The organism is Streptomyces sp. NPDC048484 (assembly GCF_040651415.1).
Taxonomy (GTDB): Bacteria; Actinomycetota; Actinomycetes; order Streptomycetales; family Streptomycetaceae; genus Streptomyces.
Map to the genome: position 1 here is coordinate 17,053 of NZ_JBEZJY010000079.1, position 11,818 is coordinate 28,870.

At 71.2% G+C, this 11,818-nt stretch carries 8 protein-coding genes; 5 read left to right on the top strand and 3 right to left on the bottom strand.

Annotated elements, in window-relative coordinates; all coding sequences use genetic code 11:
- The first annotated feature begins 122 nt into the window (after window positions 1-122).
- On the top strand, window positions 123-3,458 hold the full coding sequence (locus AB0D14_RS42295) for a BTAD domain-containing putative transcriptional regulator (RefSeq protein ID WP_362790060.1): 3,336 nt from the start codon (window positions 123-125) through the stop codon (window positions 3,456-3,458).
- 50 nt (window positions 3,459-3,508) lie between these two features.
- Here AB0D14_RS42295 and AB0D14_RS42300 read toward each other — a convergent pair whose 3' ends face one another.
- The 3 genes from AB0D14_RS42300 to panB form a co-directional block, all read right to left on the bottom strand.
- Window positions 3,509-4,336: an ABC transporter permease gene (locus tag AB0D14_RS42300; protein ID WP_362790063.1), complete on the bottom strand. Its 828-nt coding sequence runs from the start codon at window positions 4,334-4,336 to the stop codon at window positions 3,509-3,511.
- Complete coding sequence (locus tag AB0D14_RS42305; protein ID WP_362790066.1) at window positions 4,333-5,421, bottom strand: ATP-binding cassette domain-containing protein; 1,089 nt, start codon at window positions 5,419-5,421, stop codon at window positions 4,333-4,335. The genes AB0D14_RS42300 and AB0D14_RS42305 overlap by 4 nt, the downstream gene beginning before the upstream one ends.
- Before the next feature lie 256 nt (window positions 5,422-5,677).
- Entirely contained in the window at window positions 5,678-6,544 is an 867-nt protein-coding gene (gene panB, locus AB0D14_RS42310) for a 3-methyl-2-oxobutanoate hydroxymethyltransferase (RefSeq protein WP_362790069.1), read from the bottom strand.
- 281 nt (window positions 6,545-6,825) lie between these two features.
- Between panB and AB0D14_RS42315 the strand changes: the two genes are divergently transcribed.
- The 4 genes from AB0D14_RS42315 (at window position 6,826) to AB0D14_RS42330 (ending at window position 11,682) form a co-directional block, all read left to right on the top strand.
- Window positions 6,826-8,400, top strand: a complete 1,575-nt coding sequence (locus AB0D14_RS42315; RefSeq protein WP_362790072.1) for an MFS transporter — start codon at window positions 6,826-6,828, stop codon at window positions 8,398-8,400.
- Between the two features lie 53 nt (window positions 8,401-8,453).
- Window positions 8,454-9,083: a TetR/AcrR family transcriptional regulator gene (locus tag AB0D14_RS42320; protein ID WP_362790075.1), complete on the top strand. Its 630-nt coding sequence runs from the start codon at window positions 8,454-8,456 to the stop codon at window positions 9,081-9,083.
- A 251-nt stretch (window positions 9,084-9,334) separates the two neighbouring features.
- A complete protein-coding gene (locus AB0D14_RS42325; protein ID WP_362790077.1) occupies window positions 9,335-10,372 on the top strand; it encodes an endonuclease/exonuclease/phosphatase family protein in 1,038 nt (345 codons plus the stop codon).
- Between the two features lie 92 nt (window positions 10,373-10,464).
- A complete protein-coding gene (locus AB0D14_RS42330; RefSeq protein WP_362790080.1) occupies window positions 10,465-11,682 on the top strand; it encodes an MFS transporter in 1,218 nt (405 codons plus the stop codon).
- Window positions 11,683-11,818 lie beyond the last annotated feature (136 nt).

The following is an 11,818-nucleotide window of genomic DNA, read 5'->3' on the forward strand; positions in this document are numbered from 1 at the left end:
GTTCCTGCGGCCCTCCGTCTCGTCCCCAGTCGCCTCCCCGGCCACCTCCCCGGTTCATTCCGGTTCATGCCGGTTCACGCCGGTCCAAAATCCGGGGCGGGCCCGGGACGACAACAGGGACAATGGTCTGCGTGCGCTATCGCATCCTCGGCACCACCCAGGCACTCCGTACCGACGGCACCCTCGTACCGGTCGGCGGGGCGCGGCTGCGCGCCCTGCTGACCGTGTTCGCCCTGCGCTCCGGCCGGACCGTGTCCGCGGCCGCGCTGGTCGACGAGGTATGGGGCGCCGACCCTCCGGCCGACGCCACGGGTGCGCTGCAGGCTCTGGTGGGCCGGCTGCGCAGGGCCCTCGGGGCGGACGCGATCGGCTCCGCCGAGGGTGGCTACCGGCTGCGCGCGGCGGCCGACGATGTCGACCTGCACCGCTTCGAACGGCTCACGGGTGAGGGCTTCCACGCGCTGGCCGACGGCGACCCGGGCAAGGCGGCCGTCATCCTCGACGACGCCCTCGCCCTCTGGCGGGGCCCCGCCCTCGCCGATCTGCCGGACCGTGCGGCCGAGTCGTCCCGCTGGGAGTCCCGCCGCCTCGACGCCCGGCGCGCCCGCCTCACCGCCGCCCTCGCCCTCGGCCACGCCGAACAGTCCCTGCCCGACCTCACCGGCCTCTGCGACGCACATCCCCTGGACGAACCCCTCCAGGTGCTGCGCCTGCGTGCCCTGCGCGACGCGGGTCGCGCCGCGGAGGCCCTGGCCGGCTACGAGGCCGTACGCCGGCTGCTGGCCGACCGGCTCGGCACCGACCCGGGACCGGAACTGCGGTCCCTGCACGGGGAGTTGCTGAGCGGCGCCCCCGCAGGGCACGGCCCCGAGTCCGCCCCGTACGACGGCGGCCCCGGAGCGGCACCGCCCCGCCGCCACGCCGAGGCCGCCCAGCGCGAGCGCCCCGTGCCGCTCGGCAACCTCAGGGCCCGGCTCACCTCCTTCGTCGGCCGGGACACCGACCTGGCGACCATCCGCGGGGACCTCGCGCAGGCGCGGCTCGTCACCCTGCTCGGGCCGGGCGGCGCCGGGAAGACACGGCTGTCGCAGGAGGCGGCGGAGAGCGTCGCCGAAGGCCTGCCCGACGGGGTGTGGCTGGCCGAACTCGCGCCCGTCGACGACCCGGAGGCCGTCCCCGAGGCCGTCCTCACCGCGGTCGGGGCACGGGAGACCGTGCTGCGCGGCGCGGGGGCCGAGGAGCTGCGGGTGGTCACGGAGCGGCCCGACGACCCCCTCGTGCGGCTCACCGAGCACTGCGGAAAACGCCGCATGCTGATCGTCCTCGACAACTGCGAACACGTCGTCGACGCCGCGGCCCGGCTCGTCGAGCAACTGCTCGAACGCTGTCCCGGACTGACCGTCCTGGCCACGAGCCGTGAACCCCTCGGGGTGCCGGGGGAGTTGCTGAGGCCGGTCGAACCGCTGCCCGAGCCGTACGCGCTGAAGCTGCTCGCCGACCGGGGCGCCGCCGCCCGGCCCGGCTTCCGGATCGAGGACGACCCGGAGGCCACCGCCGAGATCTGCCGACGCCTCGACGGGCTGCCGCTCGCCATCGAACTCGCCGCGGCCCGGCTGCGGATGCTCACTCCGCGCCAGATCGCCGACCGCCTCGACAACCGCTTCCGCCTGCTCACCTCGGGCAGCCGCACGGTCCTGCCGCGCCAGCAGACGCTGCGTGCCGTCGTCGACTGGTCCTGGGACCTGCTGGACGGGGACGAACGCGACGTCCTGCGGCGGCTGTCCGTCTTCGCCGGCGGCTGCGACCTCGCCGCCGCCGAGGCGGTCTGCGGACCCGCCGCACTGGAGGCAGTCGGGTCACTCGTCGACAAGTCCCTTGTGGTGGCCACCCCTTCGGGCAAGGGCGAGGGCGAGATGCGATACCGGCTCCTGGAGACCGTCGCCGAGTACGCCGGGCAGCGGCTCGACGTGAGCGGCGAGCGTTCCGCGACCGAGCGCGCCCACCTCACGTACTACCGCGAACTCGCCCGCACCACCGACCTGCTGCTGCGCGGCCCCGGCCAGCGCGCGGCCATCGAACTGCTCCAGCTCGAAGGCGAGAACACGCGCGCCGCGCTGCAGCACGCCGTCGCCGAACGCGACGAGCAGGAGGCTCTCTGCCTCGTCCTCTCGCTCGCCTGGTACTGGCAGATCCGCGACCTGCGCATAGTCGCCCGCAACTGGGCCCGGGAGGTCATAGCGCTGGGCCCCGACCCGTTCGCGCCGGGCGCCGAGCCGGCCGTCCCGCTGTACGAGTCCTGCACCGCGACCCCGCCGCCGCTGCGCCCGGAGGTTCTCGCCGAGGCACGGCGCGGTGTTCATCTCCTCCATCTCGCCCACATGGACCTGGAGTTGCAGTCTTGGCAGACACCGGAGGGCGAGGCCAAACTGCGCGTCATCGCCGAGACCTACGAGCCCGGCTACCCGCAGGTCTGCCGCAACCCCGGCTACCTCTGGTTCTATGCCGTGCTGCTGACCGGCGACATTGACCGGCTGCGCCGGGTCATCGACGCGAGTGTCGAGACCTGCCGTGAGCTCGGCTACGGCTGGGAGCTGGCCGTCGCGCTCCAGATGCGCGCCAACATCCTCGCCAACCGCGCCGACTGGGCGGGCGACGCGACCCGCGACGCCAACGAGTCGCTGGAGCTCTTCGTCCGCCTTGAGGACGCCTGGGGTGCCGCCGAGGCCCTCTCCGCGCGGGGCGAGGCCCATGAGCGCCAGGGCGAGTACCAGCTCGCGGCGGCGGACTACGAGACGGCCATCACCCACGCCGAACGGCTGGGCGCCCACGCCCAGACGGCCGTCCTCACCACCCGCTTCGGCAGCGTGCTCATCGACTCCGGCGAGGCCGAGCGGGGCGAGCGGCTGCTGCGCGAAGTCCTGGACATGGACGACGGCACGCACAACGAAGCCAGGCCCGGAGCCAGGCTCTTCCTCGCGATGTGGCTCGGCCGTACCGACCGGATCGCCGAGGCCCGGGTACAGGTCGCGTTGCTGCGCGGCGACTTCGCCGCCGTCAGGTTCGCGGTCTTCGAGGGGTTCGTCCTGGGCGTGGAGGCCTGCCTGGACTCGATGGAAGGCCTGTTCGACGAGGCGGTGGTGAAGGCGCGGGGAGCCCTGGAGCGGGCGAAGGACCCGCTGACGCAGATGATCGCGCCGCACATGTTCTCCGTGCATCTGATCACCGCCGCCGTCGCGCTGGCCGGGGTCGACGGTGGTCGGCGCACCCGGGACGCCGCCCTGTGCCTCGGCGCCGCCGACGGGTTGCGCCCGCCCGGGCACGTCCAGGCCGTCGCCGAGCGCGAGATGCGGGAACGGGCGGAGGCGGCGGTGCGCGAGGTCCTCGACGACCCGGCGTACGAGGCCGCGTACGCGGAAGGCGGCGGCCTCTCCTTCGAGGAGGCCGCCGCCCTGGTCTGACGCGAGGTGGTCTGACGCGAGGTGGTCTGACGCGAGGTGGTCCGGCGCGGTCAGTTCTTGGTCCGGTACTTGTGGATCGCGACCGGGGCCATCACCACGGTGATGACGAGCGACCAGATCAGCGTGATCATGACGTCGTGGGCGACCGGCTGGCCGCCGTTCATCAGACCCCGGGCCGCGTCCGCGAGGGACGACAGCGGGTTGTAGTCGGTGAACGTCTGGAGCCAGCCCGGCATGGTGGACGTCGGCGAGAAGATCGACGACCCGAACTGCAGAGGCATCAGCACAAGGAACCCCATTCCCTGGATGGCCTGGGCGTTCTTCATCACCACGCCCATGGTCAGGAAGATCCACATGAGGGAGGAGCCGAAGACCAGGGACAGACCGATGGCGGCGAGCAGACCGGGGACGTTCGCCACGGACAGGCCGAGGAGGAAACCGACCGCGAGCAGGATCGCCGTGGCGAGCAGCAGACGGGCGATCTCCACGCCGATCTTGGCTATCAGGACCGAGGCACGGGAGATCGGCAGGGACCGGAAGCGGTCCATCACACCCGTCTGGAAGTCCTGGTTGAAACCGGTACCCACGCCCATGGCGATGTTCATGCCCATCATCGCCATGAGGCCAGGGACGACGTAGTTGACGTACTCGTCCTGGTTGCCCTTGCCGGCGATCGCGCCGCCGAAGACGAACACGAAGAGCAGCGTGAACACGATCGGCATCAGGATGACGTCGAACATCGACTCCGGGTCCTGGCGGATCCACAGGATGTTGCGGCGGACCAGGGCGCTGATGTGCCGCAGATGGGCGCGCAGGCCGACGTGCGGATCGTCGTCGATGTCGAGCGGGGCGGGGGCGTCGATGACGGTGGCGCTCATACGGCGGCCTCCTCGTAGGAGCGGTCGGCCGGGGCGTCCTTCGGGTCGCTCGGGTCGCTCGGGTCGCTCGGATCGGTCGGATCGGTCGGATCGGTGGCCCGGTGGCCGGTGAGGGAAAGGAACACCTCGTCCAGGCTGGGCAGTTCGGTGCCGAGGTCGGCGAGGGTGATCCCGCGGGCGGTGAGCGCGCCGACCACCGCGGTCAGCTGCTCGTCGCTGAGGATCGGGACGAGGACCGTGCCGGTGGTGATGTCCACCGTGGCGCTGCCCGGGCCCGTGAGACCGAACTCGTCGAGCGCGGTGGCCGTGGGGCGCAGCTCCAGCGGGTCGGCCGGGCGGATGCGCAGGGTGCGGCCGCCGACCTTCGCCTTCAGCTCGTCGATGCCGCCGTTCGCGATGACCTTGCCGCGGTCGATGACCGTGAGCTCGTTCGCGAGCTGTTCGGCCTCCTCCATGTACTGGGTGGTGAGCAGGACGGTGACACCGTCACGGACCATCCGCTTGACCTCGGTCCACACTTCGACCCGGGTACGGGGATCCAGGCCGGTCGTCGGCTCGTCGAGGAAGAGGACGCTCGGGCTGCCGATCATGGACGCGGCGAGGTCGAGGCGGCGGCGCATTCCCCCGGAGTACGTGCTCGCCGGTCGCTTGGCCGCGTCGGTGAGCGAGAAGCGTTCCAGGAGTTCGTCCGCACGGGTACGGGCGTCCTTGCGGGGCAGGTCGAGGAGCCTGCCGATCAGGTAGAGGTTCTCGCGCCCGGAGAGCTTCTCGTCCACGGAGGCGTACTGACCGGTGAGGCCAATCACCCGGCGGAGCCGGCGGGGCTGGCGCACGACGTCGAGGCCGGCGACCGTCGCCCGGCCGGAGTCCGGGATGAGAAGGGTGGAAAGGATGCGTACGAGGGTCGTCTTGCCCGCGCCGTTCGGGCCGAGCACACCGCGGACCGTGCCCTCGCGCACGTCCAGGTCCACGCCGTCCAGCGCTTTGGTCTCGCCGTAGTGCTTGACCAGCCCCCGCACGGTGACGGCGTCGGGGCGGCCGGGGCCACTGCCTCCCGGCCGGGGATCTTTGTCGATTCGCGTCATGCCGACCAAGGTGCCACCCCCCGCCGACAAACCACCGACAACCGACCGACAGCCGACCGACAGGGCTCATCAGCCCCTCCGGCGTTTGAGGAGCGGGGCCTGGAGCGGAGCCCCAGGTACGGGACGGGTAGGGGCGGCGGGGGCGAAAAAACGGCAGCCCGCCGACGGGGGAAATCGGCGGGCTGCCTCGGTGCCGCAGTGGACTGAGTGGACCAGGCGCACCAGGCGGACCAGGCGCACCAAGCGGACCAGCGGCCTAGTGGACGGAGTGCTCCTCCAGCGGGAACGTTCCTCCGACGACATCATCGGCGAACGCCTTCGCGGCCTCGCCCATGACCGACCGAAGGTCGGCGTACTGCTTCACGAAGCGCGGCATCTTGCCCCCCGTGAGCCCGAGCATGTCGGTCCACACGAGAACCTGCGCGTCCGTGTCGGGCCCGGCGCCGATACCGACCGTCGGAATGTGCAGCGCCCGCGTGACCTCGGCGGCCAGCTCGGCCGGCACGAGCTCCAGCACGACCGCGAACGCCCCCGCGTCCTGCACGGCCTTCGCGTCGCGCAGCAGCTGCTGGGCGGCCTCCTCGCCGCGCCCCTGGACGCGGTAACCCATGGAGTTCACGGACTGCGGGGTGAGACCCACGTGCGCCATCACCGGGATGCCGGACTCCACGAGCAGCTCGATCTGCCCGTGCGAGCGCTCGCCGCCCTCCAGCTTGACGGCCCCGACCCCGGCCTCCTTCACCAGCCGGGTGGCCGACCGCAGGGCCTGTACCGGCCCCTCCTGGTACGACCCGAACGGCAGGTCGCCCACGATGAGGGCACGCGAGGTGCCCCGTACGACGGCGGCCGACAGCATGGTCATCTCGTCGAGGGTGACCGGCACGGTGGTCTCGTACCCCAGGTGACAGTTGCCCGCCGAGTCGCCGACGAGCATCACCGGGATGCCGGCCTCGTCGAAGACGGACGCGGTCATCGCGTCGTACGCGGTGAGCATCGGCCACTTCTCGCCGCGCTCCTTGGCGACCGTGATGTCGCGGACGGTGATACGGCGTGTGCCCTTGCCTCCGTACAGCGCGTTGTTGCTGCTGGCGGTGGTCTTCCGGGCAGCCGAGGACTGCGTCATTGCAACGGCTCCTTCTGTCATCTCGAGGCGCCCTGACGGCGTCCCCGGATCACCCCCATGGTGGCACCTCGTGCCGCCGAACGGCTAGGGGGGCTTCTGACAGGCCCCGCCTCCGCCTCCGTCTAGGTCTTCGTCTTCGTCTCCGTCTCCGTCTTCACGTTCACCCCTGCCTTCACCGACGTTTTCGCCGGGACCAAGCGGGTCTCCAGAGCTCGTAAGGTCTCGGTAAAGAACTCCAATACGAGACGGTCTCGTATCGAATTTCCCCTAGCCTCGAAAACATGACAACTCCTGCCGACCAAGCCCCCCGTATACCGGAAGCCGTGCACCGGCGACGCTGGGCGATCCTCGGCGTCCTGATGCTGAGCCTGCTGATCGTGGTCCTCGACAACTCGATCCTGAACGTCGCGATCAAGACCATCTCGACACCCGCCCCGACCGGCCTGGGAGCCACCCAGAGCGAGCTGGAATGGGCCATCAACGCCTACACCCTCGTCTTCGCGGGCCTGCTGTTCTCCGCGGGCCTGCTCGGCGACCGGCTCGGGCGGAAGAAGGTCCTGCTCGGCGGTCTCCTCGTCTTCGGCATCGGCTCGGCGCTCGCCTCCTCCTCCGGCTCCCCGGTCGAACTCATCTCCTTCCGCGCGGTGATGGGCCTCGGCGCCGCCTTTGTGATGCCGGCCACCCTCGCCGTCCTGATGAACGTCTTCGAGCGCGACGAGCAGCCGAAGGCGATCGGCATCTGGGCGGGCGGAGTCGGCCTCGCCATCGCCATCGGCCCGATCACCGGAGGGATCCTCCTCGACCACTTCTGGTGGGGGTCCGTCTTCCTGATCAACGTGCCCATCGTGATCGTGGCAGTCGGCCTGATGGTCTGGCTCGTCCCCGACTCCCGCGACCCGAAGCCCGGCCGGATCGACCCGGTGGGCGTGGTGCTGTCCGTCGTCGGGCTCGTTCTGCTGGTGTACGGCATCATCAGGGGCGGCCAGCTCGCCGACTTCACGGACGCCAAGGTCCTCGCGACCATCGGCGCCGGACTCGCCGTACTCGTCGGCTTCGTCGTGCACGAGAAGCGCAGCGACCACCCGTCCATCGACATCGACTACTTCAGGAACAAGGTCTTCTCCGCGGCCATCTCCGCCATAGCGCTCGTGTTCTTCGCGCTGATGGGTGTGACCTTCTTCGCCGTCTTCTACACCCAGAGCGTGCGCGGCTACTCGCCCCTGCAGACCGGCCTGCTGATGCTGCCGCTGGCCGTCGCGCAGCTCATCTTCGCGCCGCGCGCCCGACTCGTGGTGGACCGCCTCGGCTACCGGGTCACCACGACCGGCGGCATGCTCACCATCGCCGCCATGCTGGCCGCGTTCACCGTGCTGGACGCCGACACACCGATCTGGATCCTGGAGGTCATCTTCTTCCTGATGGGCGCCGGGATGGCGCACATCATGACGCCGGCCAGCGTCGTGATCATGCAGGCCCTGCCCCGCGAGAAGGCGGGTTCCGCCTCCGCGCTCAGCAACACGTTCCGCCAGGTCGGCGGCGCCCTGGGGATCGCCGTACTCGGCTCGGTCCTCTCCGCCGCGTACCGCTCGGGCATCGAGGACAAGCTGCCCCCGGCCGCCCGGCACGAAGCGGGCGAGTCCATCGAGGCGACGCTCGGCTTCGCGGCGAAGCTCGGTCCGAAGGGGGACGCCCTCGTCGGTCCGGCCAACGACGCCTTCCTGCACGCGATGCACGTCACAGCCCTGTGCGGCGCGGGTGTCGCCCTCGTGGGCGCGCTGGTCGTGGGCCTGTTCCTGCCGGGCCGCACGCCGGCCCCGGCCGACAAGGAGACGGAACCGGTGGGCGCCGAGCACTGAACCCCCTGACGACCAGGGACAATCGGCCCTATACGAGAGAGCGGAGTGAACACGTGGGCGTCGCGGAGCAGGAGGCGGGCACGGCCGGACGGGGCGGGCCCGCCAGGGGCCGCCCCCGAAGCGAGGCGGTGGAGCGCTCGATCATCGAGGGCGTCATGCGGCTGCTGGAGGAGGGCGTTCCGCTCGCGGAGATCTCCATAGAGCGGGTCGCGCGCATCGCCGGTGTGGGAAAGGCCACCATCTACCGGCGCTGGAGCGGCCGCGAGGAGCTCTTCTGCGACGTGATGCGCACCGCCGAACCGCCGGACCCGGAGCTGCCCGGCACGTCCATGCGCGACGACCTCGTCATCGTGCTCGAGTCGCTCCGGCAGCGCGGGCTGGCCAACCGTTCGTCGGTGATCATGCACAGCGTCTACGCGCAGATGAAGAGCAGTCCCAAGCTGTGGGAGGCGTACCACGCGGCCGTCATCGAACCGCGCCGCCTGATGACGCTCGACGTACTGCGCCGCGGCCAGGAGAACGGCGGGATCCGCGCGGACATCGATGTCGAACTGGCCAATGACATCTTCGTGGGCCCCATGCTCCTCCGCGCCGTCATCCGCCCGGACGCGGGACTGGAGGAGGGACTGCCCGAACGAATCGTCGATACCGTCCTGGCGGGGCTGGGGCCCGTCGCCCCCTGAGAGCCTGACCGGGTGTCAAATCGGGAGTCAAATCGGGCGTCGAATCGGGTGTCAGAGGGCCTCGTACTCCCGGGGGAATGTGAGCGTCTCGTCACAGACCACCCAGCCCGGCCCGCCGTCGGAACTCGTCACGTGGCCTCGTTCGTCCTCGTGCCCGTACGGCCGACATGTGGCGGCGGGAACGATCGCGATCATCCCCTAGGGTCTTAGAGGCGTGGGATGAGGCGAACGGCAGTTGGTGAGGCGACGGTATGGCGCAGGCGTACAAGACGGAGACGGGCAGCGGCGGCCAGGAGCCAGACCGCAGAGAAACCCGGCTTCGGCGCCTGCTGACCACTCTCCGTACCGACCGGGGCATCTGGCGCCGGGGGATCGTCACCGCCGCGTTCGCCCTCGTGCTCGCCCTGGTGATGGCGTTGCACGCGCGGATCCCGAACTCCATCGGCAACCTCGGCAGTCTCCTGGAGACGTTCCTGCCCTGGCTGGGCCCCCTCGTTCCGGTGCTGCTCGTCATCGCGCTGGTCCGCAGGTCCGCGACCGCGCTGATCGCCGTGCTGCTGCCCGCGTGCGTCTGGGTGAATCTCTTCGGCGGGCTGCTCGTCGAACGGACGGGCGCCGGCGGGGACCTCACCGTCGCCACGCACAACGTCAACGCGGAGAACCCGGACCCGGCCGGCACGGCCCGCGACGTGGCGGCCTCCGGCGCCGACGTGGTGGCACTGGAGGAGCTGACGGGCTCGGCGGTCCCGGTCTACGAGGACGCCCTTGCCTCGACGTACAAGTACCACTCTGTGCAGGGCACGGTCGGCCTGTGGAGCAAGTACCCGCTGAGCGAGGTCCACCCTGTCGGCATCAAGCTCGGCTGGACCCGTGCGATGCGGGCGACGGTCACCGCGCCCGAGGGAAAGCTCGCGGTGTACGTGGCACACCTCCCCTCCGTGCGGGTGAAACTGGAGGCCGGGTTCACCGCGCGGCAGCGGGACAAGAGCGCCGACGCGCTCGGCGAAGCCATCTCCCGCGAGAAGCTGCCGGATGTCGCCCTCCTCGGCGACCTGAACGGCACGATGAACGACCGCGCGCTGGGCGCCGTCACCGCTCAGATGCGCTCCACCCAGGGCGCGGCGGGCAGCGGCTTCGGGTTCAGCTGGCCGGCGTCGTTCCCGATGGCCCGCATCGACCAGATCCTGGTCAAGGGTGTCGAGCCGGTCACCTCGTGGACCCTCCCGGAGACGAGCAGTGACCATCTCCCGATCGCCGCTCGCGTGAAGCTTTCGGCAAGCACCTCGTAACGTCGGGGAATACTGGGGCCGCGAGGCTTTGTTCCGTAACTGAACATACGCTGCACGGAACACCGCTCTCCCCTTTGAAAGGTCCCTCCCTCATGCCCCTGGCCCTGCTCGCCCTCGCCGTGGGCGCCTTCGGCATCGGCACCACCGAGTTCGTGATGATGGGGCTGCTGCCCGACGTCGCGGACGACCTGAACATCTCGATCCCCACCGCGGGCCACCTCGTCTCGGCGTACGCGATCGGTGTCGTCGTCGGCGCCCCGCTGCTCGCGGCGGTGACCGCGCGCATGGCCCGCCGCAAGGTCCTGATCGGGCTGATGGTGCTGTTCGTCGCGGGCAACACGCTCTCGGCGTTCGCCCCCGACCACCACTCACTGCTCGCCGCCCGCTTCCTGAGCGGCCTGCCCCACGGCGCCTTCTTCGGTGTGGGCGCCGTCGTCGCCACCGGCATGGTCTCCGCCGAGCGCAAGGCCCGGGCGGTCTCGCTGATGTTCCTCGGCCTGACCGTCGCGAACATCGCCGGCGTCCCCGTCGCGACCCTCATGGGCCAGCATCTCGGCTGGCGTGCCACGTTCCTCGGGGTCAGCGTGATCGGCCTCGCGGCCATCGGGTCCCTGGCCCTGCTCCTGCCCCGGGACACCGCGCACGGCTCCGCCGCCGGACTGCGCGGCGAACTGGCGGCGCTCAAGTCGCTCCCGGTCTGGCTGGCGCTCGGCACGACCGTCGCCGGCTTCGGCGCGCTCTTCTCGGCGTACAGCTACATCACGCCGATGCTGACGGACTCCGCCGGGTACGCCGATTCCAGCGTGACCCTGCTGCTCGCGCTGTTCGGCGTGGGCGCGACGGCGGGCAACCTGCTCGGCGGCCGGCTGGCCGACCGCTCGATGCGCGCCACACTGTTCGGCGGACTGCTCTCACTGGTGGCCGTCCTGGCCCTCTTCCCGGTCCTGATGGGCTCGGCGTGGAGCGCGGCCGTCGCCGTGGTGCTGCTCGGCGCGGCGGCGTTCGTCACCAGCTCCCCGCTCCTGCTGATGGTCATGGAGAAGGCGTCCTCGGCCCCGTCCCTGGCCTCCTCCGCCAACCAGGCGGCCTTCAACCTCGCGAACGCCGGCGGTGCCTGGATCGGCGGCCTCGCCCTCGCGGCCGGCTTCGGCGTCACGTCCCCGGCCCTCGCGGGCGCGGCGCTCGCCGTACTCGGCCTGGCCGTAGCGGCGATGGCCTACGGCGTGGACCGCCGCCGGACCCCGCTCCACACCGGCCGGGTCGTGGCCACCCACACCCCCCGACAAGCGGAGACACCGGCCCACCACTGACCTGCCGGCCTGCGGTGTGCTTGATGCGGGCGCCTGGCTGGCGGTGGGTTGTCGGTTTGGTGCGGCCCGGTGGGGGCTTGGCGCGCAGTTCCCCGCGCCCCTGAAGGGCCTGCCTGGCGGCGGGGTGCCCTGAAGG

Bases quoted from the DNA above. Each gene is read 5' to 3' on its own strand.
- AB0D14_RS42325 (WP_362790077.1), top strand. From the start codon at position 9,335: ATGGCGCAGGCGTACAAGACGGAGACGGGCAGCGGCGGCCAGGAGCCA.
- AB0D14_RS42330 (WP_362790080.1), top strand. From the start codon at position 10,465: ATGCCCCTGGCCCTGCTCGCCCTCGCCGTGGGCGCCTTCGGCATCGGC.
- panB (WP_362790069.1), bottom strand. From the start codon at position 6,544: ATGACGCAGTCCTCGGCTGCCCGGAAGACCACCGCCAGCAGCAACAAC.
- AB0D14_RS42305 (WP_362790066.1), bottom strand. From the start codon at position 5,421: ATGACGCGAATCGACAAAGATCCCCGGCCGGGAGGCAGTGGCCCCGGC.
- AB0D14_RS42300 (WP_362790063.1), bottom strand. From the start codon at position 4,336: ATGAGCGCCACCGTCATCGACGCCCCCGCCCCGCTCGACATCGACGAC.
- AB0D14_RS42295 (WP_362790060.1), top strand. From the start codon at position 123: ATGGTCTGCGTGCGCTATCGCATCCTCGGCACCACCCAGGCACTCCGT.
- AB0D14_RS42315 (WP_362790072.1), top strand. From the start codon at position 6,826: ATGACAACTCCTGCCGACCAAGCCCCCCGTATACCGGAAGCCGTGCAC.